The following is a 23,054-nucleotide window of genomic DNA, read 5'->3' as shown; positions in this document are numbered from 1 at the left end:
CTGCATACGTATTCATACCCGCCCCCTGGCGCCACTCATCGCATTGCAGCATGAGCGCAACGCATGCTTGTATTACTGCGCTGATACAGGCAAAAACACAGCGATGGCGCGATTTTTTCGATCCACACCGGCAGCGGGGAAAACAATGTGCGTTTTGCGCCGCGCACTTCATGCCGCAACCGCAGCACGAATGAATACGTATGCAGGCAGTGCGAGCAACAGGAACCTGCCAACTAAGCTGCACCGCACGCTCTGCCCTCTCCATTCGATCTGGGGAGAAGCATGGATGTGCCTCACCGTCATTCCGGCGGAGGCCGGAATCCAGTCTAAATACGCGTCCAAAGGACACCACATCGGTTGTTGAGTGCTTCGCACGACGTGTTTGAACTAGATTCCGGCCTTCGCCGGAATGACGGCAAGGCAAGGTTGCACCTCGATAGAAACTTGTAGATCTCTATAAGAAAGAAGCAGAGCAGCGAGTTTGGGCACTACTAAGGAACGCGTTTCACATGACCGATGCACCCTGGTGGCGCGGCGCCGTCATCTATCAGATCTATCCACGCAGTTTTCTGGATACCAACGGCGACGGCGTGGGCGACCTGCCGGGCATCATCCAGCGGCTGGATTACGTGGCGAGCCTGGGCGTGGACGCGATCTGGGTCGCGCCGTTCTTCCGCTCGCCGATGGCCGATTTCGGCTATGACATCGCCGATTACCGCGACGTGGATCCGCTGTTCGGCACGCTCGCGGATTTCGACCGCTTGCTCGCCAAGGCGCATAGCCTTGGGCTGAAGGTGATGATCGACCAGGTGCTCAGCCACACTTCCGACCAACACGTATGGTTCAAGGAAAGCCGCGAAAACCGGCACAACCCAAAGGCGGACTGGTACGTGTGGGCGGACGCCAAGGCCGACGGTAGCCCGCCGAACAACTGGCTATCGATCTTCGGCGGCTCCGCCTGGCAATGGGAACCGCGGCGCGGTCAGTACTACTTGCACAACTTTCTCGCCTCGCAGCCGGATGTGAATTTCCATAATCCGGATGCGCGCGCAGCGGTGCTCGACAATGTGCGTTTTTGGCTGGACAAGGGCGTGGATGGCCTGCGACTGGATGCGATCAACTTCTGCTTCCACGACAAGCAACTGCGCGACAACCCCCCCAAGCCGAAGGAAAAACGCGTCGGCCGCGGTTTCAGCCCGGACAATCCGTACGCGTTCCAGTATCACCACTACAACAATACGCAGCCGGAAAACCTGGATTTCCTGCGTGAGCTGCGCACGCTGCTCGATCATTACCCGAACGCGGTATCGCTGGGCGAAATTTCCTCAGAGGATTCGCTCGCAACCATGGCCGAATACACGCGCGACCATCGCCTGCACATGGGCTATAGCTTCGAACTGCTTAGCAGCGATTTCAGCGCAACTTATATCCGCGATACGGTTGAGCAACTGGAAGCGCAGGTCAGCGAAGGTTGGCCATGCTGGGCCATTTCCAATCACGACGTAGAACGCGTGCTCACGCGCTGGGGCAATGGCAATGCATCGCCGCGCCTGGCCAACCTGCTCACCGCCATGTTGTGCTCGCTGCGCGGCTCGGTGTGCGTGTACCAGGGCGAAGAACTTGGGTTGACCGAAGCCGAGGTGCCGTTCGAATCGCTGCGTGATCCCTACGGCATCACGTTCTGGCCGAACTTCAAAGGCCGCGATGGCTGCCGCACGCCGATGCCGTGGGACGACAGCACGTTCGCCGGCTTCAGCAAGGTCGCGCCGTGGCTGCCAATCGACGAAGCGCACAAGAAGCTGGCCGTCGCACATCAGGAAACCGATCCGGACTCCGTGCTGCACGGTTTCCGCCACTTCATGCAATGGCGCGCCACCCAGCCCGCGCTGCGGCGCGGTGCTATTCGCTTTTTGGATACGCCCGAACCGCTGCTCGCGTTCGTACGCAGCGATGCCGAAGACCAGGTGCTGGCGGTGTTCAACCTCAGCAAGCAGCCGCAGTCGTTGGCTCTGCCTGGTTTCGAGGTAAAACGGCCGCTTTCCGGCCATGGCCTGCAACAGGGCGTACTGCAGAACGGCAAACTGGTACTTCCAGGGCACGGCGTGCTGTTTGCGATGCTGGCTACTGTTATGCAGCCGTCGAAAGCTTAATCATCCTGCCCCCATTAAAGCGGGCATGTGTCCCGCTTTTTTCTGTGAAACAGGTCATCCCGTGGACGAACGCATTCGCACCAAAATCGATGCGTTCGTGCAGGCGGCCGTGGATGATCGACTATCGCGAATGGGCGGCCCGTAATACACGGCGCCGATCGGGCCACATAACTGAACCGGACACGGCGATCGTGGCTTGGTAAAGCCCGCGGCGTATCGGTCCGACGCTGCGCACCCAGCAGTCATGTCGCCCAGAATGGAAACAAACGGTTAAAATCCCGTGACTCCGGCCGGGCGCACCGCATCATCCCTGTTTGGACGGCTTTCCGGCGACCGCCCCTTGATCACGGAAATCCGGTATTCGACGCGCTCCTCCTGTCCGTGTACCTGGCATGCACCCGCGTGCAGGCATCACCATGACGGCCGGCGTTGCTCCGACATCACCGAGGAATCAAGGTTTTGAATACAGCGAACGATACGGCGGCACGACGCAATCCAGGCGTGAGCGGCATGAGCCTGTACGTACCCCAGCCCCGCGTGTCCCTGCGCGACTGGTGCGAGTGGACCGGCAATTCCTGGGACAAGGTTCAGGCCGTGGTGGGCCGCAGCTTCCGCCAGCCGGCGCCGTATGAGGATGCGTACACCATGGCGGCCACCGCCGTGCTGCGGCTGATCCGCAACTACAACGTCGACCCGCGCAACATCGGCCAGCTCGCGCTCGGCACCGAAAGCAGCAAGGACAATTCCGCCGGCGCGGTGATCGTGCGCGGCATGGTGGATCGTGAGCTGGAGCGCCTTGGCCTGCCGCGCCTTTCCCGCCAGCTGGAAGTACCCGAATTCAAGCACGCCTGCCTCGGCGGCGTGTATGCACTCAAGAGCGCGCTACGCTACGTGGCGTTCGACGGCCAAGGCCGGCAGGCGATCGTGGTGTGCAGCGACGTCGCCGAATACGAGCGCGGTTCCAGCGGCGAGCAAACTCAGGGCGCGGGCGCCGTGGCCATGCTGGTGGAAGCGGAGCCGAAGCTGTTCGAGGTGGATCTGGCCCATGCCGGCAGCGCCTCGGACTATCGCGGCCCGGACTTCCGCAAGCCCTTCGCGCGCCATTTCCACGAAGAATACGGTCGCCAACACCGTCGTCTGCATGATTTCCCGATCTTCAGCGGCAAGTACTCCACCTTCGCCTACCTCGACGAAGTGGGCCAGGCCACGGATGCGATGATCGAACGGCTCGGCGTATCCGACATCGACTTTCTCAACCATGCGAACGGGCTGTTCTTCCATCGCCCGTATCACATGATGCCGCTGCAGGCGCTGGCCTTCATCTATGCGAGAGCGCTGGCGCGCGCACCACAGTCCAACGCCGAATTCCAGGCGCTGTGCGAGCAAGCCGGCGTGGCGCCGGAGGGCGTGATCGCAGAATGCCGCAATAACCCGGACCTGTTCGGCGAGTTCGTCCGCGGCGGCAGCCATGCCGAAGCGGCACAGGAACCGCATCCGCTCACCACCAAGCTGTCCGGCGTCGCGCGCAAGAGTCCCGCGTTCCAGCAATTGCTGGCCACGCGCGTGAACCTGGGCACGGACTGGGCGATGGAGTTGGGCAACCTCTACACCGCCGCGCTACCGGCGTGGATCGCCGCTGGTTTTGAGCAGGCGCTGGAAAACAACGTCGACTGGACCGGCGCCAGGCTGTACGCCATCGGCTACGGCAGCGGCGACGCCGCCGAGGCCATTCCTCTGCGCGTGGCGCCGGCATGGCGCGAAGCCGCGGCGAAGATCGGCTTCCGCGAGGCGCTGGCCGCCTCCGCCGATCTCACCCGTGAGCAGTACGAAGCGCTGCACGACGGCCATCGCATCGAACTCGACGTGCCGCCGCGCAACCAGTTCGTTATCGCCCGCACCGGCGACACGTACGAAGCGACGTTCCAGGATCTGGGCGTCGACTACTACGACTTCGTGCAGTAACCCTAGCCCGGCCGGGCCGCAGTGTGCGGTCCGGCCGGCGTCCATGCGCCGACCACGCCCGCCTTTGGCTAGACTCTGCACCGGTCAAGCCCTCTCCATCCGCAGGCAAGCGTGACGATGTTCAAGCTCAAAGGCATGCTGTCGCTGCAGGTGGGCGACCAGGCGCTCGGCGGCTCAGACCGCATCGCCCTCTTGGCCAAGATCCACGAAACCGGCTCGATCACCGCCGCGGCGCGCGCGGTGGGCATGAGTTACAAAGGTGCGTGGGACGCGATCGACGCCATGAACAATCTCGCCGACGAGCCGCTGGTGACGCGTGCGGCCGGTGGCAAGGGTGGTGGTGGCACGCGCCTGACCGAACGTGGACGGCGGCTGGTCGAAACGTTTGCGGCGCTGGAAAAGGTGCATCATCGTTTCCTGCAGCAATTCGAGACGCTGACCGATGCCTCCGCTATCGACATCGAGCTGATCAGGAGCCTTATGTTCCGAACCAGTGCACGCAATCAGTTTTCCGGCCGGGTGACGATCATCCACAAGGGCGCCGTCAACGATACGGTGGAACTGGCGCTGCCCGGCGGCGAACACGTGGTCGCCACGCTGACCTCGGAAAGTACCGAGGATCTCGGGCTCGTGCCCGGCGTCGAGGCCATCGCGCTGATCAAGGCCTCCTCCGTGATGCTGGCCTTGCCCGATGAACGGATGCGGCTCTCGGCACGCAACCAATTCGCCGGCACCGTCATCCAGGTCACGCCCGGCGCGGTGAACGCGGAGGTGCGTGTGCGCCTGGCGGGCGGCAGCGTGATGACGGCGACCATCACGTCGGAAAGCGCCACCGAACTTGGCTTAGCCGAAGGCACGGCCGTGGTGGCGATCGTCAAGGCATCGAGTGTGATCCTCGGCACCTCCCGCTGAAACACCCGGAACCGGTAACGCGGGCTTTTCATAGGTCTTTCTCGGAAGCCGCTATATACTCAACTGCATAGCGGCTGTCGGGGTACGGCCAGGGGCTATCGCATGCTTTCCAGAAAAAGCGGGTGCACTTGCCTTCGGTTTGCTGCGCTCGCGCTTGTCTACCTGTCTTCTCATGCCTTCGCGCAAACGCCGCAAACCTTGCACGTGACGGTCGAAGGCCAACCCGCCCTTACGCTGGACCGCGCCGCGCTGGCAGCGATGCCGCGCGTCGATATCGCCACGGCGGCAATCCATCATCAGGCGGCCGCGCGGTGGCAGGGCGTTGCGTTGAGCGAACTACTCCGCCGGGCCGGCGCACCCACAGGCGAATCGCTGCGCGGCCGCGCAATGGCCACGGTGGTGCGCGTGGCGGCCGCCGATCACTACCAGGTCGTTTTCAGTCTCGGCGAACTGGATTCCTCGCTCGGCCATGAGCAGGTGATCGTGGCCGATACCCAAGATGGCCATCCGTTGCAGGGCGATGGCCCGTTCCGCCTCATCGTGCCTGGTGACCAACGCCCGGCCAGGTGGGTGCGCAACGTCGTCGCCATCGAGGCCGCGAACGATGCACCGCAGGCACCATGACTTTTGTATACGCGATGGCTGCGACGGCCGTCCACGACCCGGAGAAGTGACACGCATGTTGAAACGACGAACGTTAGCCGCCGCCGTATTCGGATTGAGCCTGATCTGCACCGCCGCGCATGCGGACGACAACAGCTACGGTCTCAATGACATCTTCACCAACGGCCACGTCGATGGCGATCTGCGCCTCTACAATTTCGACCGCCTGTACGCCAGCAAGACGACGCCCAACGCCAGCGCGTTTTCGCTCGGCGCGTTGATCAATGCGCAGACCGGCAACTTCCTTGGTGGCTTCGCCGTAGGCGGTTCGTTCGTCACGGTCAACTCGCTCGGCACGCATTCGGACTCGCTGGCGAAGATCGATACCACGCTGGCCGGCCCGAACAATTCCATCGGTGCCTTCAGCCAGGCGTACCTGCAATACCAGCGCGGCATATTCCTGTTCCGCGGCGGCTATCAGTATCTCGCCGACGATCCGTGGATGGGCAACAACGATTCGCGCATCATTCCTTCTTCGTACAACGCGCTGAAGGTACAGCTCACACCGCTGCCCGGCTGGAACCTGTTCGCGGTGCGCGAATACAGCTGGAAAAGCCGCACCTCGTACGGCATGTACGCGGACAACCTGTATTACCCGTCGAAATACGACGGCGATTCGATGTACGGCAACAACGGCTCGCTGCCGCTGACCTCGCGCTCCGCGCCAGGCACCTGGGAAGGTGGCACCACCTACGTGAACGGCGGATTGAACGCGCAGTTGCGCTACTACGATTTCATGCATTTCGCGCGCACGGGTTATGCGGTGGGCAGCTATGTGTTCGATACGGGGAGCGGTTTCGACCCGGTGGTCGGCGCGCAATACCTTGCGCAGAACGCAGGCGCGGACAACCGCTTCACCGAAACCGACACCAAGCTGTTCGGCGTGGCCGGCAGTCACGTGAAAAGCCGCGTCATCGGCGGCGACATCGGCGTGGTGATTCCCGACGGACGCTTCGACATCTTCTACAACAAGGTGGCGCACGAAGAGGGCGCGGTCGGTGGCGGCGCACTGATTTCGCCGTATACCTCCAACTACGGCACCGATCCGCTGTTCACCACCTCGATGATCCGCGGCCTGATCGAAGCCGGCCCCGGCCGCGCCTGGAAAGGCAAGTTCACCTACGACCTGTTTCACAAGCAGCTCGAACTCACCGCCGCGTATGCGAAATACATGACGTATTACCGCGGCAACAGTCACGATCTTTATTTCGACGTGATCTATCACCTGACCGGCGCTCTGAAGGGCCTGACGCTGCGCAACCGCTGGGAGCTTTCCAACGGCGGCATCGACAATCTCAACCCGACCAACCGGACCTTCGTCTACAACCGGGTGATGATCGACTACAAGTTCTAACAATCATGAAGATGCGCTGAGGGCGGCGGCGTGCTCCGACGCTGCCGCCTTCCTTCGCGCGATACGGACGCCTATGATCGGCCCATCCTTTTCACGGAGCGAATCATGCGTGCCCTTCTGCTTATCCTGGGACTCGTGCTGCTGGTCGGCGGCCTGTGGGTCGTGTTCGGCCACGGCAGCTACACGCAAACCGATACCGTGTTTCAGCTCGGCTCGGCAAAGCTCACTGCTACGCACGACAAGGTCATTCCGCCGTGGTTGGGGATCAGCGGCATCGTGGTGGGTGCATTGCTGACGCTGGGTGGTTTGTTCTCCAAGCGGTAGATGCGGTTCGCTCCACGCTCGTCATTCCGGCGAAGGCCGGAATGACGACAAGGCAAGCATCGACGTCGAGGAACATCCGACCTTCCAGCGGCTACAATCCCGCAGATGGATGTCTCCCACCTCATCGATTCGCTCAACGACGCGCAGCGCGAAGCCGTCTGCGCCTCACCCGGCCACTACTTGGTACTCGCCGGCGCCGGTTCCGGCAAAACCCGCGTACTCACCCATCGCATCGGCTGGCTCAACCAGGTCGAGCGCGTGCCGACCTGGGCGATTCTTGCCGTTACCTTCACCAACAAGGCCGCGGGCGAAATGCGCGCACGCCTGGACAATCTGATCCAGGGCGGCACGCAAGGTCTTACCGTGGGCACTTTTCACGGCATCGCGCATCGCCTTCTGCGCCGTCATTGGCGCGAAGCGGGCTTGCCGGAAAGCTTCCAGATTCTCGATGCCGACGACCAGCAACGCATGGTCAAGCGCATCGTCGCCGGTCTGGGATTGGATGAAGCGCGCTTTCCACCGCGCCAGGCCGCCTGGCAGATCAACAGCTGGAAAGATGAAGGCAAGCGGCCGGAAAACATCGAGGCCGGCCAGCATCCGGTCACACGCACGCTGGTGCAGATCTATCAAGCCTACGAGGACGCATGTCGCCGCGCCGGCCTGGTGGATTTCGCCGAACTGCTGTTGCGCGCGCACGAGCTTTGGCTGAAGCAGCCCGCCGTGCTGGAGCACTACCAGCAGCGCTGGCGTTATTTGCTGATCGACGAATTCCAGGACACCAATTCGCTGCAGTACGCGTGGATCCGCGTGCTTGCCGGCCGCACCGGCCAGACGTTCGTGGTCGGCGACGACGATCAGGCCATCTACGGCTGGCGCGGTGCGAAGGTGGAAAACGTGCAACAGTTCCTGCGTGATTTTCCCGGTGCGCGCACCATCAAGCTAGAACAGAACTACCGCTCCACGTCGACCATTCTGAAAGCCGCCAACAGCGTCATCGAACGCAACGGCCATCGCCTCGGTAAACAACTGTGGACCGCAGGCGAGGAAGGCGAGCGCATCGCAGTCTATGCCGCGTACAACGAACAGGACGAAGCGCGCTTCGTAATCGAGCGCATCCGCGAATACGTTGCCGAGCATGGCGATGCGAAGGACTGCGCGATTCTCTATCGTTCCAACGCGCAATCGCGCAACTTCGAAGAACAGCTGATCCAGCACGATATTCCCTATCGCGTGTACGGCGGTCTGCGCTTCTTCGACCGCGCGGAAATCAAGGATGCGCTTTCTTATCTGCGCCTTACTGCCAATCGCCACGACGATGCAGCGTTCGAGCGCGCAGTGAACACGCCACCGCGCGGCATCGGCGATCGCACGTTGGATGTGCTGCGACGTCGCGCGCGCGGCGAAAGCTTGTCGATGTGGGAAGCGGCTCTCAACGAATTGGCCATGGGGACGGAACTGGCAGGTCGCGCGAAGAATGCGGTGAAGGGCTTCCTCGCGATGATCGATGAGATGGCGCGCACGTTTTCTCCCTCTCCCCTCCGGGGAGAGGGCTGGGGTGAGGGGTCAATCTTGCCGGAAGCCCTCGCTCCGAACAGCCCCTCACCCAACCCTCTCCCCGGAGGGGAGAGGGCTTCAAATAGCGAAGCCCTCTCACTGGCCGAACAAATCGAACACGCCGTCACCCAAACCGGTCTGCGCGACTTCTACGAGAACGACAGCCGCGGTAACGCCGAATCGCGCGTGGAAAACCTGGACGAACTGGTCAACGTCGCCAGCCGCTTCGAACTCACGCCGGACGATATCGAAGCGGGCTTGAGCGAACTGTCTGCCTTCCTCTCGCATGCCGCGCTGGAAGCAGGCGAAGGCCAGGGCGAATCCTGGGACAACTGCGTGCAGCTGATGACCCTGCATTCGGCCAAGGGCCTGGAATTTCCTCTGGTGTTTCTGGTCGGTCTGGAAGAAGGTCTGTTTCCCAGCCAGCGTTCCGTCGAAGACGAAGGGCGGCTGGAAGAAGAACGACGCCTCGCCTACGTCGGCATTACGCGCGCGCGCAAGCGTCTCTTCATCACGCACGCCGAATCCCGTCGCATGCACGGCACCGAAATGCTGTCGCGGCCTTCGCGCTTCCTGGGCGAAGTACCGCCTTCACTGCTCGACGAAGTGCGACCGCGCGTCCAGGTAAGCCGTCCGCTGTATGCCGGCCGCTTCGCCGAACCGGCGCCGTCGCTGCAAGAGGATCTGCCGGTCAAACTGGGGCAGCGTGTGAGCCATCCGAGTTTCGGCGAAGGCGTGGTGGTAAGTGCCGAGGGCAGCGGCGCGCACACGCGCCTGCAAATAAATTTCGAAAACGCCGGCAGCAAATGGCTGGTGGCTGCCTACGCCAAGCTCACACCGCTCTAGGAATGCCATCGCGATGAATGAGCGACCTTTTGGGGAATTGCGCCGCGAGCTTGGCCACTTCAATCGGCAACTGCAGGACTTCTACTCGCGCCTGCCCTGGAGCCATCGCCTGATCAACGGCCTGTCTCTGGCCGTGCAGACGCTGGCCGCCGCGAGCCTCGGTTACGGACTGGGCCTGCTGCTGCACACGCAACAGGCGTTTTGGGGTGCGCTCACCGCGATCGCAGTGACGCAGCAAAGCTACTTGGACACACGCAAATCCTCGCTTGACCAGGTAATCGGCGCGGCTATCGGCGCCGTGATCGCGATCATCGGCGCCTATCTCGCGCAGGACAATTACCTCGTCTACGCCATCACCATGGCGACATCGATCGTGCTGTGCTGGTGCTTCAACATCGGCAGCGCCGGCAAGCTCAGTGCCACCACCGTCACCATCGTGATGCTGGTGCCGCACCCCGGCCCGTTCTGGACGGTTGCACTCACGCGCCTGGGCGAAGTCACCATCGGCATCGCCAGCGCCTTGCTGGTGACGGGCATAGCGCACAAGCTAGAGAAAATGTGGCTGGGCAAGGATGAGAATACCCAGGCCTGATGCCGGTTGCCTTATGATCGGCCGGGGCGTCGACACCAAGGAAAACACGGATGGCAAAACTCACGCCTTCCCGCAACAGTTGCCTGGCGCGCATGCAAGCCGGCGAAAAGCGCTTTTCCGAACGGCTGGAACAAAAGCTCGAAGAAGACTACCTGCTGTGGTACGACGTACCTATCGGCCCGAAGCAGATCAAGCCCGATTTCGTGGTGTTGCACCCGAAGCGCGGGTTGCTGGTGCTGGAGGTGAAGGATTGGAAGCCCGAGAACATCCAAAGCACGGATAAAACCCAATTCACCTTGATCACCCAGCGCGGCATCGTCAAGGAAACCAATCCTTTGATGCAGGCAGAGTCGAACACATACCGGGTCAAGGAAGAGCTGGAGCGCGATCCCGCCCTGCACAACCCGCCAGAGCACCGACATGCCGGCAAGCTGATCATGCCCTGGGCGCATGGCGTCGTACTCACCAGCATTCGCCGCCAACAATTCACGGACGGGCAGCTTGGCGAGATCATTCCCGCGCACTTGGTGATATGCAGCGACGAGATGTATGAGACGGTCGATGCAGAACGCTTTCAGCAGCGACTATGGGCGATGTTCACGCACGCCTTTCCGTGCAAGCTGACTCTGCCGCAGATCGATCGCATCCGATGGCACATGTTTCCGGAACTACGGGTGGAATGGGGTGAAGGGCAATTCGGCCTTCCCTATGACAACGAAACCGAAGCCGCTGCTCCGGTCACCATTCCCGACCTGATCCGCGTGATGGATACGCAACAGGAGCAGCTGGCGCGCTCACTGGGTGATGAGCATCGCATCATCCACGGTGTCGCCGGTTCCGGCAAAACGATGATTCTCGGTTATCGCGCCATCCATCTGGCCCGCAAAATGGCCAAGCCGATCCTGATTCTTTGCTATAACAAAACTCTCGCCGCACGCCTTGATCAATTGATGGGCGAGCGCGGACTCAGCGACAAGGTGCAGGTGTACAACTTCCATAAGTGGTGCCTCAAGATGCTAGATGCCTACCACGAACCGTTGCCGCCGCAGGGCGATGGCTTTTTCGAAGCGATGGTCGAACGTGTCATGAATAGCGTGGACAGCGGACGCATTCCGCGTTTCCAGTATGGCGCCGTGCTGATCGACGAAGGCCATGACTTCGAGCCGGCGTGGTATCGCCTGATCGTGCAGATGGTCGACCCGGATACCAACGCGCTGCTGGTGCTCTACGACGATGCGCAGAACATCTACGGCAAGGCCGACCGTCCCAAGTTCACCTGGAAAAGCGTCGGCGTGCAGGCGCAAGGACGCACCACCATTCTGCGCATCAATTATCGCAATACGCTTGAAATCCTGTCCGTCGCGCGCCGCTTCGCGCATGAACTGCTCGATGAGCGGCCCGGCGATGACGATGGCGTGCCGTTGATCGCGCCGGAAAGCGCCGGTCGCCGGGGCACAGTGCCCGAATTGATCCGCACCGAAAGCGCCAACACGGAGTTGCATGCCCTGGTTGATCGCCTGCGCCATGAGCATCAGCGCGGGCGCCCGCTATCGGATATGGCCGTCATCTTCCGCAACAAATGGGAAGGTTCCAACCTCCATCAGGCCTTGCAGCAGGCCGGCATCGCCAGCCGCCTGGCGGATGAAGCCGGCAAGCGGTCCCTGTTCGCCACCGAAGACAGCGTGAAAGTGGTGAGCATGCATTCCAGTAAGGGCCTGGAATTTCCAGTGGTGATCATCCCCAATCTCGGCGCCATGCCCAGGCCAAGTCAGGATGAAGCGGAGGAAGCACGCCTGCTCTACGTCGCCATGACCCGCGCCACCGAGCAGCTGATCCTCATCCATCACGAGGAATCGGTGTTCACCGCGCGCATCCGCGCCTCGATCAACGATATCCAGGCGCAATTGGCGCAGGTCAAGCAGCCCCTGGCCGAAGTGTGATCGAACTTCGTGCCGTGGCCGTTCACCCATACGGTACATAAACGCAGGGTTTTGCCGCGAAACCTGCCGGTCGAAGCATAGGTCCATCCGATCAGTTGCCTACGCTTCCGGCCTTGCCATGACCAACTCCGTCGAAACTCGTCCCTCGCTCGATCACGATATCTGCGTACACATCTTTACCGCCTCTGCCGCCATGGTCGGCGTGTGCCTGACGGTGATCGGCATCATCCGGGCGGTGGTCTCGCTGCGACGTCCGGACGTGGTGGGCGATGATCTGCTGGCCATCAACGCCATCACGTACCTTGCCGCTTGCCTGGTGTCGTACTGGGCGTTGCGTACCCGTAACCTCGGACGCAACCACCGGCTGGAACGCTGCGCCGACGTGCTATTCCTGGGCGCACTGATCCTCACCGCGATCAACGCGACCTTTATTGCTTGGGCCGTCTCCGCGCATTAATCAGAGCATCCTTAAAGCGTATCTCCCCCTTACCCATGCGAAAACAAAGCCATACGCCGCGCAAAGCGGCGCAGAGTTCCGCGCTCGCGTAGAAATTTACGCAGTTTTTATGCGGGATGCCGTTTTCGCTACCCGGTTCTTATGCCCCGATGTCTAAAGTGCGCAACTGAAAGACATCGAGCGATACCCATGGACTTTGTCTACCTGCTCTTCGGCTTCGTGCTGGCCGCAGCCACACTTGGCTTTCTGTTGCTCTGCGACCGGCTAGGGCCACGCAGCTGACGCGCGCGGCGCGACCGCGATCTTCCTAACGGAGCGATTCCCATGAACTTCTTCTACGGATTGGCCGCCGTCATCGCGGTGGCTTTGACGGTTTACTTGTGCGTGGCGCTGTTGAAACCGGAGTGGTTCGAATGACTGCCAACGATTTCGTCCAGATAGGCATCTATCTGGTTGTCCTGCTGCTGCTCATCAAGCCGATGGGCCGTTACATGGCGCATCTATTTGCTGACCAGCCCAATCGCATCACCCGTCTCGGTGGCGGTGTGGAGCGGGTGATTTACCGTATCTGCGGCATCAAGTCCGATGAGGACATGGGCTGGAAGCGTTACGCGATCGCTATGCTGGTGTTCAATGTGTGCGGCATGCTGGCCGTCTACATCTTCCAGCGCACGCAGCAATGGCTACCGCTGAATCCGCAGCATTTCCCGGCGCTGTCGCCGGATCTGTCGATCAACACCGCCATCAGCTTCGCCACCAATACCAACTGGCAGGCTTATTCCGGCGAGTCGGCGATGAGCTACCTGACCCAGATGGCAGCGTTGGCAGTGCAGAACTTCATGTCGGCAGCGACCGGCATTGCTGTGCTGATCGCCGTGGTACGCGGTTTTGCGCGTAAAACGACCAAGGGCATCGGCAATTTCTGGGTCGACCTGACGCGCACCACGCTGTATATCCTGATGCCGATCTCGTTCGTGCTGGCGATGCTGCTGGTATCGCAGGGCGTGATCCAGAACTTCAAGTCGTATGTCGATGTGCCGGTGGTACAGACCAGCTCGTACGCTCAGCCGGTGACCGACGCAGCCGGCAATCCGATGAAGGATGCCGCCGGCAATGCGATAACCAAACCCGCTGCGCTGACCACTGAGACGCTGCCGATGGGTCCGGCCGCTTCGCAGATCGCGATCAAGATGCTGGGCACCAACGGTGGCGGCTTCTTCGGCGCCAACTCGGCCCACCCTTATGAAAACCCGACACCGTTCTCCAATTTCCTGGAGATGCTGGCGATATTCCTGATCCCGGGCGGCTTGTGCATCACCTTCGGCGAGATGGTGGGCGATCGTCGCCAGGGTTGGGCGATTCTCGCCACGATGCTGGTGATCTTTATCCCGCTGACCATCGGCGTGACTATGGCCGAACAGGCTGGTAATCCGATCCTGCATTCGTTGTCGATCGATCAGCACGCCTCGGCGCTGCAATCGGGCGGCAACATGGAAGGCAAGGAAACGCGCTTCGGCGTCGCGGCAAGCAGCCTGTTCACGGCGATCACCACCGCTGCATCGTGCGGCGCGGTGAACAACATGCACGACTCGTTGACTCCGCTCGGCGGTCTGGTGCCGATGTGGCTGATGCAGCTGGGCGAAGTGATCTTCGGCGGCGTGGGTTCTGGCCTGTACGGCATGCTTGCCTTCGCGGTGGTGGCGGTGTTTATCGCCGGCCTGATGGTAGGCCGTACACCGGAATATCTGGGCAAAAAGATCGAAGCGTACGAGATGAAGATGGCCAGCCTGGCCGTGCTGATTCCCTGCGCGCTGGTGGTGATCTGCACGGCCATCGCGGTGATGACGCCTGTTGCTACGGCAACGGTCGGCAATCCGGGGGCGCACAGCTTCAGCGAGATCCTCTACACGGTGACCTCTGCCACCAATAACAACGGCAGTTCATTCGGTGGCTTGTCGGCAAACATTCCGTTCTGGAATGTCATGCTGAGCGTGTGCATGTTCTGGGCACGTTACACGCTGGCGATCGCGATGCTCGCGCTGGCCGGCTCGGTGGCTGCGAAGAAACATGTGCCCGCCTCGGCCGGCACCTTGCCCACGCACACGCCGCTGTTCGTCACCTTGCTCGCCTGCGTGGTGATCGTGATTGGCGCACTCACTTTCTTGCCCGCTTTGGCACTTGGCCCTATCGCCGAGTACCTGATGTCGGCGCACTGATTCATTTGGGCTGCTCTTACTAGGGATTTTGATTCCATGACCTCGCATACGCATGCCGTAAGCAGCTTTGACCGCACCTTGATCTGGAAGGCGGTGGCAGACGCATTCCGCAAACTTTCGCCACGCCTGCAGTTCCGCAATCCGGTGATGTTCGTGGTGTTCGTGTGCAGCGTGTTGACCACGCTGCTGTGGGTACAGGCCATCACCGGCCACGGTGAAGCACCCACCGCTTTCATTTTCTGGGTGAGTGTGTGGCTGTGGTTCACCCTTCTGTTCGCGAACTTCGCCGAAGCGCTGGCCGAAGGTCGCGGCAAGGCACAGGCTGCCGCACTGCGCAGTTCGCGCAAGGACGTGATCGCCAAGAAGCTGGCCGAGCCCAAGCGCGATGCCGCCATTGTCTTTACGCCATCGAGTGAGCTGCGCAGCGGCCACTACGTGCTGGTGGAAGCGAATGAACAGATTCCCGGTGATGGTGAGGTCGTTGTTGGCGCCGCTAGCGTGGACGAAAGCGCTATCACGGGCGAATCCGCGCCGGTGATCCGCGAGTCGGGCGGCGATCGCAGCGCCGTTACCGGCGGCACGCGCGTGCTGTCGGACTGGCTGGTGGTGCAGATCACGCGCAACCCGGGCGAAAGCTTTCTGGATCGCATGATCGCAATGGTGGAGGGCGCGTCGCGCCGCAAGACACCGAACGAGATCGCACTGACCATTCTGCTGGCCAAGTTCACGCTGATCTTCCTGCTGGCCTGCGCCACGCTGTTGCCCTACTCCATCTACAGCGTGCAAGTGGCCGGCAAGGGCAACCCGATCACGTTGACCGTGTTGGTCGCGCTGCTCGTGTGCCTGATTCCCACCACCATCGGCGCCTTGCTTTCCGCCATCGGTATTGCCGGCATGGATCGCATGATCCGCGCCAATGTGATCGCCACTTCCGGCCGCGCCGTGGAAGCCGCGGGTGACGTGGACGTGCTGCTGTTGGACAAGACCGGCACGATCACGCTTGGCAACCGTCAGGCGGTAGCCTTCCATCAGGCACCCGGCATCGAAGAGCGCACGCTGGCCGATACCGCGCAGCTTGCCTCGCTCGCCGACGAAACGCCGGAAGGTCGCAGCGTTGTGGTGCTGGCGAAAGAACGTTTCGGTCTGCGCGAACGCGAACTGGAATCGCTGCATGCCGAGTTCGTGCCGTTCACCGCACAGACCCGCATGAGTGGCGCGAACATCGGTGAGCGCCGTATCCGCAAAGGTGCATTGGACTCGGTAGAACGCTATCTCGACAGCCTTGGCAGTCACCTGCCGCCGGCGGTGAAGCGCATGGCCGAAGACATCGCACGTCGCGGTGCCACGCCGCTGATCGTGACCGAAGGCGATCGCGCGCTGGGTGTGATCGAACTCAAGGACATCGTGAAGGGCGGCATCAAGGAGCGTTTCGCAGAGATGCGCCGCATGGGCATCAAGACCGTGATGGTGACTGGCGATAACCCGCTCACCGCCGCCGCGATCGCTGCCGAAGCTGGCGTAGACGATTTCCTCGCCGAAGCCACGCCGGAAGCCAAGCTCAAGCTGATCCGCACCATGCAAGCGGAAAGCCGTCTGGTAGCGATGTGCGGCGACGGCACCAACGACGCGCCCGCGCTTGCGCAGGCCGACGTGGCGGTAGCGATGAACACGGGCACGCAGGCCGCGAAAGAAGCCGGCAACATGGTCGATCTCGATTCCAACCCGACCAAGCTGATCGAAGTGGTGGAGATCGGCAAACAAATGCTGATCACGCGCGGTTCGCTCACCACGTTCTCGATCGCCAATGACGTGGCCAAGTATTTCGCCATCATTCCGGCGGCATTCGCGACCACTTATCCGGCGCTGAATGCGTTGAACGTGATGAAGCTGGCGACCCCGCAGAGCGCGATTCTGTCCGCGGTGATATTCAACGCGCTGATCATCATTTTCCTGATTCCGCTGGCGCTGAAGGGCGTGAAGTATCGTCCGCTCGGCGCGGGCCACTTGCTGCGCCGGAATCTGCTGATTTATGGCCTGGGCGGCATCATCGTGCCGTTCATTGGTATCAAACTCATCGACATGCTGCTCGTCCTGTTTGGACTCGCCTGAGGAAGACGCTATGCACACCCTGAAACTGTCCGTATCGCTACCTGACGCCGATCACCCGCAAATGGAATTACGTGTCTCGTCCAATGATTCCGACTGCGATGTAGTGATAGAGCTACCGGTACGCGGCCAGCCCAGGGCAGGCGCCAGCCCAGCGCCCGATACGCCGATGTCGGCGGAAGACGAATATGCGCTTGGCGGTTACGCCGGCATCTGACATTCAAGAAATCGGTGTCGCTTACTGGGCGATGCCGCCCAGTAATGACCTGTTCGAGAGGAAGGTATGTACTACAAGAAGGCTCTAGCCGCAGCGATTCTGTTGACCGCCGCACCGGTTTTTTCACAGGCGATGGCGCAATCGACCAACGTCAGCAGCATGCCCGCAAGCACCAGCTTGCCGGCCTCACCCATCGCCGCCGAAAGCAGTGATTGCAGAAAGGGTTTCCTCTCACGCTTCGCTGCCGCCTATCGCGAGGATGCGCAGCCGGCCGATCCGAACGCTGCCGCGCCGAAGCGCCGCGCGATGGATGCGCCATTCGATTCACCGCCGTTCCCGAATTCGGAATGGCAGATGGGCGGCGTGGCTGCGCCGATCGGCGTACCGGATACCAATAGCACTTACCCGCTGGAAAAGGCGCTAGGCTGCACCAAGCTCGGCGGGTGGATGCAGCGCAACCGTATCGAGATCTTCGGCTGGCTGACACCGGCAGCGAATTACAGCACCTCCAACTTCACCAACTATCCGCTGTCGTACAACACCCGCCCGAACCGCGTGGAATTGGATCAGTTCGTCACCAACATCACACGCGTGGAAGACACCGTCCAGACTGATCACCTCGACTGGGGCTTCAGCATTTCCAACTTGTACGGTTACGACTATCACTACACCGTCACGAAAGGTATTTTCAGCAATCAGCTGCTGAACAATCCTGCGCCGAATCAGCCGCTCAACGGCAAGATCTACGGCGACGACCCGATGCTGTTCTACTACGACCTCTATATCCCCTGGGTCGCTGAGGGCATGGTGGTCCGCGTCGGCCGTTGGTTGTCGCTGCCGGATATCGAGGCACAGTTCTCGCCGCAGAACTTCCTGATGACGCACTCGATCCTGTACACGGTCGACCCGTATACGCAGACCGGCATCTTGACCACCACGCGGCTCAGCCAGCAGTGGACGTTCCAGCTCGGCGTGAATGCCAGTAACGACACGGCGCCTTGGAACCACTCCGCGCGTCCGTCGCTGCAGACCTGCGTGCGCTGGGTATCGGCCGACAACAACGACATGCTCTACCCCTGCATCAACAACTGGAACAAGTCGGACATCAATTACAACAACGTGCAGATGTACGTGGCCACGTGGGGCCACCGCTTCAACAAGCGCGTCAACATGCTGACCGAGGCGTACCGCATGTACGGCCGCAATATTCCAGGCTTGGGACCGGGTTGGACACGCGAAGCCCAGTCAACGCTGCCCGGCACGGGTGGCGAGTTCGGCGCCGTGAACTACCTGAACTTCGAGTTGGACCCTAGCAACATGATGTCGTTCCGCAACGAGTTCTATAACGACGAAAAGGGCAACCGTACCGGCTTCGCCACGCGCTACAGCAGCCATACGCTTGGCCTGACGCACTGGGTGACACAGGATCTGGAGATCCAGCCGGAACTCCGCTACGAGCGTTCGTATGACTTGAACGCCTACAACGGCGGCAAGAAGGATCACCAGCTCACCGCCCTGCTCGACGCCATCATCCACTACTGAGGTAACCGCCATGGGCCGGTTGATTCGCAATGCACTGATGATGTTGCTGGTGATGACCGTAATCACTGGCCTGGTCTACCCACTGATCGCCACCGGCGTCGCGCAGGTGCTGTTTCCGCACCAAGCCAACGGCAGTCTGGTGGAACGCGACGGCAAGCCGATCGGCTCGGAGCTGATCGGCCAGAACTTCGATGACCCCAAGTATTTCTGGGGTCGTCCGTCGGCCACTACGCCACAGCCTTACAACGGCACGGCATCGAACGGCTCTAACCAGGGGCCCACCAACCCGGCGTTGCGCGATGCCGTGCAACAGCGCATCGATGCCTTGCGCAAGGCCGATCCGGGCAATATCGCGCCGGTACCGGCAGATCTGGTGACGGCTTCAGGTAGCGGGCTGGATCCGGAAATCAGCCCGGCGGCGGCGCAGTACCAGGTGGCGCGCGTGGCGCGTGTGCGGCATCTGAATCGGGAACAGGTGCAAGCGCTGGTGGCGAAGTTCACGCAAGGCCGGCAGCTTGGTTTGCTGGGCGAGCCTCGGGTGAATGTGTTGCAACTAAATCTGGCGCTGGATGGGTTGCAGACACGATGAACTTCAAACCCCCTCTCCCCTTCGGGGAGAGGGCTGGGGTGAGGGGCCAATCTTGCGAAGATGCTGCATCGCTGCTGTAGTGAGCATCACAATGTGTTCCTGACAAGCTTAAAGCCTATGGCAAGCCCAGCCCCTCACCCCAACCCTCTCCCCGAAGGGGAGAGGGAGCTGTTTGCTCAGGCCCATTGATCAAATCATGACCGACACCTCCCGCGAAGCCCGCGCCGATGCCCTGCTCGATGTGGTGCAGGAAGAAAGCCATCGCCGCCTGAAGATTTTCCTGGGCGCGGCGCCAGGCGTCGGCAAGACCTACGCCATGCTTTCCGCCGCGCGCGAACTGAAGCGGCAAGGCGTAGATGTGGTGATCGGCCTGGTGGAGACCCACGGCCGCACCGAAACGGCTGCGCTGATCGAAGGGCTGGAAGTGTTGCCGCGGCTCACGCTGAGTTATCAGGGCCGTGAGTTCACCGAGTTCGACGTGGATGCGGCGCTGGCACGTCGGCCCGATATTGTGTTGGTGGACGAACTCGCGCACCGCAACGTGCCCGGCAGTCGGCACGAGCGGCGCTGGCAGGATATCGCCGAACTGCTAGAGGCGGGCATCGAGGTCTATACCGCACTCAATGTGCAGCATCTGGAAAGCCTCAATGACCAGGTGCGCCGCATCACCGGTATTACCGTGCGGGAAACGGTGCCGGATGCCTTTCTGGATCGCGCGCGCGACATCGTGCTGGTGGACTTGCCGCCGCGCGAATTGATCGAGCGTCTGCGGCAAGGCAAGGTCTATGTGCCGGAAACGGCCGCTGCTGCGTTGAACGCGTTCTTTTCGCCCACCAACCTTGGAGCTCTGCGCGAATTGGCGGTGGACACGGTCGCCGGTCACGTCGACAGCGACTTGCGCGAACACATGCTGGCGCGCGGCGGCAAGATGCCGGTGCGCCGACGTGTGATGGCCGCCATCGACGGGCATGCGCAAAGCGAATATCTGGTGCGCGTCGCGCGGCGCATCGCCGAACGGCGTGGAGCACCATGGACCGTAGTATTCGTCGACACCGGTGCCACCCTGGATGACGCACGCCGCGAGCGCATCGATACAGCCATGCGCCTGGCACGCCGTCTTGGTGGCGACGCCATGGTATTGCGTGGTCATGCGATCGCCGACGAACTGCTGGTGCACGCCGATCGCGAGGGTGTCGGCCAGATCATCCTTGGACGTACACGCGAACGCCTTATCGCACGCATGCTGGGGCGCTCGCTGACGCAGCAACTGCTTCGCCGTGGCGCGCACCTGGAACTCACCATCATCGCCACGCCCGCCGAGCGCTTGCGCGCGCGAAGACGCCTGCGGCTTATGCCGATGTACGGGCGGCGCGACGAATACATCTTCGCCACCGTCGTCACCGTCGTCGCAATCGGGCTGTCCTTCATCGCCGACCGTTACTTGTCGGTGGCCAATCTCGCGCTGATCTTCCTGACCGCCGTGATGATCGTGGCGGTGCGCACGCGAATGGTGGTAGCCGTATACACCGCCACACTCTGTTTTCTCGGTTACAACTTCTTCTTTGCGCCACCACGCTACACCTTGGCCATTGCCAACTCCGATGATGTGCTGGCCGTGACGCTCTTTTTCGCGGCGGCCCTGATCTGCAGCCGGCTGGCAACACGCCTTGCCAGTCAGGTGGAATCGCTGCGCGCCGCACACGATTACTCGCATGCGCTGCTGACGCTTGGACAACGCCTGTCCGCAAGCACGGACGCGGACGGCATCCGCAGCGTAGGCGCGACCGCATTGGCGCGTGGCCTGCGTTGCGAAGCGGCGATTCTGGCACGCGATGTGGAGCACCGGCTGCAGATCGCTGCGAGCAGTTCACGCGCACTCACGCTGACCACGCAGGATCTGGCAGCAGCGGAATGGAGCGAACAGCACGCCGAACCAGCCGGCCGCTTCACCGATACGCTCAACGCCGCACGCTGCTGGATGCTGCCGCTTGGCACCGAGGATCATCATCTTGGCGTGGCGGCCCTGCGCTTCGAAAACGGCGTTTCGCCGGATATCGAACGGCGCAGCCTGGCGTTGGCGATGGTGCAGGATATCGGCCAAGCGTTGGAACGTGCCCGGCTCGCCTCCGAACTGGAGGGCGCCCGCGTGCAAGGCGAAACCGAACGATTGCGCAACGCTCTGCTGTCTTCCGTGTCGCACGATCTGCGTTCGCCGCTGGCCTCGATGATTGGTTCTGCCGGCACGCTTTCGAACTATTGGGAACAACTGCCGATCGATGAGCGCAAGGAGCTGCTCGAAGCCATCCTCGGTGAAGGCCAGCGATTGGATCGCTATATCCAGAATCTGCTGGACATGACACGCCTGGGGCACGGCACGCTCAAGCTCAATCGCGATTGGACCGACTCGGCCGAAATCGTGGCTTCCGCCATTACACGCGTGCGCAAACTGTTTCCCGAGTTGCGCGTGGATAGCACGCTGCCTGACGAAACGGTGTTGCTGTTCGTACACCCGGCCTTGATCGAGCAAGCGCTGTTCAACATCCTGGAAAATGCCGCGCGTTTCTCGCCACCCGGCGAACCGGTGCGCGTGGTCGTGCGCGTGGCGGGCGATCGCCTGTTCATCGACGTGATCGACCGCGGCCCGGGCATTCCGGAAGAAGAGCGCGCACGCATCTTCGACATGTTCTATTCGGTGGCGCGCGGCGACCGTGCACCGCAGGGCACCGGGCTGGGCCTGGCCATCTGCCGCGGCATGATCGGCGCGCACGGCGGCAGCGTGGAAGCCTTGCCCGGCGACGGCGTTGGCACCACCATCCGCATCAGCCTTCCTTTGCCTTCGCCACCATGACTGCTGCCCATACCTGCGTGCTGGTCATCGACGACGAGCCGCAAATCCGCAGGTTCCTCGACATCGGCTTGCGGGCCGAAGGCTATGAAGTGCTGCTCGCCGCCAATGCGACCGAAGGCCTTGCGCTGGCGGCCACGCGTAGTCCGGATATGGTGGTGCTGGATATCGGACTGCCCGATCGCGAAGGCCACGAGGTGCTGGCCGAATTACGCCAATGGACGCAGGTGCCCGTGCTGATGCTTTCTGTACGCGATTCGGAAGGCGAAAAGGTGAAGGCGCTGGATGCAGGCGCGAACGACTACATGACCAAGCCGTTCGGCATCCAAGAACTGATGGCGCGCTTGCGCGCGCTGCTGCGCAATCGCGCCACTCAGGCGGAAGTTCCGCCGCGCTACGAGGACGATCGCCTGCATATCGACTTAGGGCTGCGCGAAGTCACGCTCGACGGCGCGCCGCTCGCGCTTACCCGCAAGGAATACGCGGTGCTCGCGATGCTCGTTCGGCACGCCGGGCGCGTGGTGAGTCAGCAGCAATTGCTGCGCGAAATCTGGGGCGGAACGCATGTGCACGATACGCATTACCTGCGCATCGTGCTGGGAAAGTTGCGGCAGAAGTTGGGCGATGATCCGACGTCGCCGCGGTGGCTGAAGACGGAACCGGGTGTGGGGTATCGGTTTTTGCCTGGGGTTGGGTAAGTGTTCCAGACATGCTCATCCTCGCCTTGTGACCGTCATTCCCGCGAAAGCGGAAGCGCTTTACAACAGCGAAGCTGGTCAATCCAT

At 61.8% G+C, this 23,054-nt stretch carries 18 protein-coding genes; all 18 read left to right on the top strand.

The window, feature by feature from the left end:
* Positions 1–509: 509 nt before the first annotated feature.
* The 18 genes from ISP18_RS20015 to ISP18_RS19930 all read left to right on the top strand — a co-directional run bounded on the left by ISP18_RS20015 (position 510) and on the right by ISP18_RS19930 (position 22,967).
* The gene (locus tag ISP18_RS20015) at positions 510–2,150 is read left to right on the top strand and encodes an alpha-glucosidase family protein (protein WP_380011609.1); all 1,641 of its coding nucleotides are present in this window, start codon (positions 510–512) and stop codon (positions 2,148–2,150) included.
* 459 nt (positions 2,151–2,609) lie between these two features.
* Positions 2,610–4,112 (top strand): hypothetical protein, encoded by a 1,503-nt coding sequence (locus ISP18_RS20010; protein ID WP_380011606.1) that lies wholly within the window; start codon positions 2,610–2,612, stop codon positions 4,110–4,112.
* 117 nt (positions 4,113–4,229) lie between these two features.
* The gene (locus tag ISP18_RS20005; protein ID WP_380011952.1) at positions 4,230–5,024 is read left to right on the top strand and encodes a TOBE domain-containing protein; all 795 of its coding nucleotides are present in this window, start codon (positions 4,230–4,232) and stop codon (positions 5,022–5,024) included.
* A gap of 102 nt (positions 5,025–5,126) precedes the next feature.
* Positions 5,127–5,648 carry a molybdopterin-dependent oxidoreductase gene (locus tag ISP18_RS20000; RefSeq protein ID WP_380011603.1) on the top strand — a complete coding sequence of 174 codons (522 nt, stop codon included), beginning with the start codon at positions 5,127–5,129 and terminating at the stop codon, positions 5,646–5,648.
* 55 nt (positions 5,649–5,703) lie between these two features.
* Positions 5,704–7,041, top strand: coding sequence for a hypothetical protein (locus ISP18_RS19995; protein WP_380011600.1), 1,338 nt, complete (start codon positions 5,704–5,706; stop codon positions 7,039–7,041).
* Positions 7,042–7,146: 105 nt separating this feature from the next.
* The gene (locus ISP18_RS19990; RefSeq protein ID WP_380011597.1) at positions 7,147–7,365 is read left to right on the top strand and encodes a hypothetical protein; all 219 of its coding nucleotides are present in this window, start codon (positions 7,147–7,149) and stop codon (positions 7,363–7,365) included.
* Between the two features lie 105 nt (positions 7,366–7,470).
* A complete protein-coding gene (locus tag ISP18_RS19985; RefSeq protein ID WP_380011594.1) occupies positions 7,471–9,765 on the top strand; it encodes a 3'-5' exonuclease in 2,295 nt (764 codons plus the stop codon).
* A 13-nt stretch (positions 9,766–9,778) separates the two neighbouring features.
* Complete coding sequence (locus ISP18_RS19980) at positions 9,779–10,357, top strand: FUSC family protein (RefSeq protein WP_380011591.1); 579 nt, start codon at positions 9,779–9,781, stop codon at positions 10,355–10,357.
* A gap of 50 nt (positions 10,358–10,407) precedes the next feature.
* Positions 10,408–12,297: a 3'-5' exonuclease gene (locus ISP18_RS19975; protein WP_380011588.1), complete on the top strand. Its 1,890-nt coding sequence runs from the start codon at positions 10,408–10,410 to the stop codon at positions 12,295–12,297.
* A gap of 118 nt (positions 12,298–12,415) precedes the next feature.
* Complete coding sequence (locus ISP18_RS19970; RefSeq protein ID WP_380011585.1) at positions 12,416–12,754, top strand: hypothetical protein; 339 nt, start codon at positions 12,416–12,418, stop codon at positions 12,752–12,754.
* A gap of 324 nt (positions 12,755–13,078) precedes the next feature.
* Positions 13,079–13,171, top strand: a complete 93-nt coding sequence (gene kdpF / locus ISP18_RS19965) for a K(+)-transporting ATPase subunit F (RefSeq protein WP_115496368.1) — start codon at positions 13,079–13,081, stop codon at positions 13,169–13,171.
* Positions 13,168–14,970, top strand: a complete 1,803-nt coding sequence (gene kdpA / locus ISP18_RS19960) for a potassium-transporting ATPase subunit KdpA (RefSeq protein ID WP_380011581.1) — start codon at positions 13,168–13,170, stop codon at positions 14,968–14,970. Before kdpF ends, kdpA begins: the two co-directional genes overlap by 4 nt.
* 36 nt (positions 14,971–15,006) lie before the next feature.
* Positions 15,007–17,079 carry a potassium-transporting ATPase subunit KdpB gene (gene kdpB / locus ISP18_RS19955; protein ID WP_380011578.1) on the top strand — a complete coding sequence of 691 codons (2,073 nt, stop codon included), beginning with the start codon at positions 15,007–15,009 and terminating at the stop codon, positions 17,077–17,079.
* Positions 17,080–17,089: 10 nt separating this feature from the next.
* Positions 17,090–17,293, top strand: a complete 204-nt coding sequence (locus ISP18_RS19950) for a hypothetical protein (protein ID WP_380011575.1) — start codon at positions 17,090–17,092, stop codon at positions 17,291–17,293.
* Between the two features lie 66 nt (positions 17,294–17,359).
* Complete coding sequence (locus ISP18_RS19945; protein ID WP_380011572.1) at positions 17,360–18,835, top strand: outer membrane beta-barrel protein; 1,476 nt, start codon at positions 17,360–17,362, stop codon at positions 18,833–18,835.
* A 10-nt stretch (positions 18,836–18,845) separates the two neighbouring features.
* Positions 18,846–19,424 (top strand): potassium-transporting ATPase subunit KdpC, encoded by a 579-nt coding sequence (kdpC, locus tag ISP18_RS19940; protein ID WP_380011569.1) that lies wholly within the window; start codon positions 18,846–18,848, stop codon positions 19,422–19,424.
* A 196-nt stretch (positions 19,425–19,620) separates the two neighbouring features.
* Positions 19,621–22,272, top strand: coding sequence for an ATP-binding protein (locus ISP18_RS19935; RefSeq protein ID WP_380011566.1), 2,652 nt, complete (start codon positions 19,621–19,623; stop codon positions 22,270–22,272).
* Positions 22,269–22,967, top strand: a complete 699-nt coding sequence (locus ISP18_RS19930; protein WP_380011563.1) for a response regulator — start codon at positions 22,269–22,271, stop codon at positions 22,965–22,967. Before ISP18_RS19935 ends, ISP18_RS19930 begins: the two co-directional genes overlap by 4 nt.
* Positions 22,968–23,054 lie beyond the last annotated feature (87 nt).

Source organism: Dyella humi, from assembly GCF_044904605.1.
GTDB classification, from domain to species: domain Bacteria; phylum Pseudomonadota; class Gammaproteobacteria; order Xanthomonadales; family Rhodanobacteraceae; genus Dyella_B; species Dyella_B humi.
This window is presented reverse-complemented; position numbering and strand designations above follow the sequence as displayed.

What these genes read in the sequence shown, in the direction of transcription:
- ISP18_RS20015 (WP_380011609.1), top strand. Translation starts at nt 510, where the DNA reads ATGACCGATGCACCCTGGTGGCGCGGCGCCGTCATCTATCAGATCTAT.
- ISP18_RS20005 (WP_380011952.1), top strand. Translation starts at nt 4,230, where the DNA reads ATGTTCAAGCTCAAAGGCATGCTGTCGCTGCAGGTGGGCGACCAGGCG.
- ISP18_RS20000 (WP_380011603.1), top strand. Translation starts at nt 5,127, where the DNA reads ATGCTTTCCAGAAAAAGCGGGTGCACTTGCCTTCGGTTTGCTGCGCTC.
- ISP18_RS19995 (WP_380011600.1), top strand. Translation starts at nt 5,704, where the DNA reads ATGTTGAAACGACGAACGTTAGCCGCCGCCGTATTCGGATTGAGCCTG.
- ISP18_RS19990 (WP_380011597.1), top strand. Translation starts at nt 7,147, where the DNA reads ATGCGTGCCCTTCTGCTTATCCTGGGACTCGTGCTGCTGGTCGGCGGC.
- ISP18_RS19985 (WP_380011594.1), top strand. Translation starts at nt 7,471, where the DNA reads ATGGATGTCTCCCACCTCATCGATTCGCTCAACGACGCGCAGCGCGAA.
- ISP18_RS19980 (WP_380011591.1), top strand. Translation starts at nt 9,779, where the DNA reads ATGAATGAGCGACCTTTTGGGGAATTGCGCCGCGAGCTTGGCCACTTC.
- ISP18_RS19975 (WP_380011588.1), top strand. Translation starts at nt 10,408, where the DNA reads ATGGCAAAACTCACGCCTTCCCGCAACAGTTGCCTGGCGCGCATGCAA.
- ISP18_RS19970 (WP_380011585.1), top strand. Translation starts at nt 12,416, where the DNA reads ATGACCAACTCCGTCGAAACTCGTCCCTCGCTCGATCACGATATCTGC.
- kdpF (WP_115496368.1), top strand. Translation starts at nt 13,079, where the DNA reads ATGAACTTCTTCTACGGATTGGCCGCCGTCATCGCGGTGGCTTTGACG.
- kdpA (WP_380011581.1), top strand. Translation starts at nt 13,168, where the DNA reads ATGACTGCCAACGATTTCGTCCAGATAGGCATCTATCTGGTTGTCCTG.
- kdpB (WP_380011578.1), top strand. Translation starts at nt 15,007, where the DNA reads ATGACCTCGCATACGCATGCCGTAAGCAGCTTTGACCGCACCTTGATC.
- ISP18_RS19950 (WP_380011575.1), top strand. Translation starts at nt 17,090, where the DNA reads ATGCACACCCTGAAACTGTCCGTATCGCTACCTGACGCCGATCACCCG.
- ISP18_RS19945 (WP_380011572.1), top strand. Translation starts at nt 17,360, where the DNA reads ATGTACTACAAGAAGGCTCTAGCCGCAGCGATTCTGTTGACCGCCGCA.
- kdpC (WP_380011569.1), top strand. Translation starts at nt 18,846, where the DNA reads ATGGGCCGGTTGATTCGCAATGCACTGATGATGTTGCTGGTGATGACC.
- ISP18_RS19935 (WP_380011566.1), top strand. Translation starts at nt 19,621, where the DNA reads ATGACCGACACCTCCCGCGAAGCCCGCGCCGATGCCCTGCTCGATGTG.
- ISP18_RS19930 (WP_380011563.1), top strand. Translation starts at nt 22,269, where the DNA reads ATGACTGCTGCCCATACCTGCGTGCTGGTCATCGACGACGAGCCGCAA.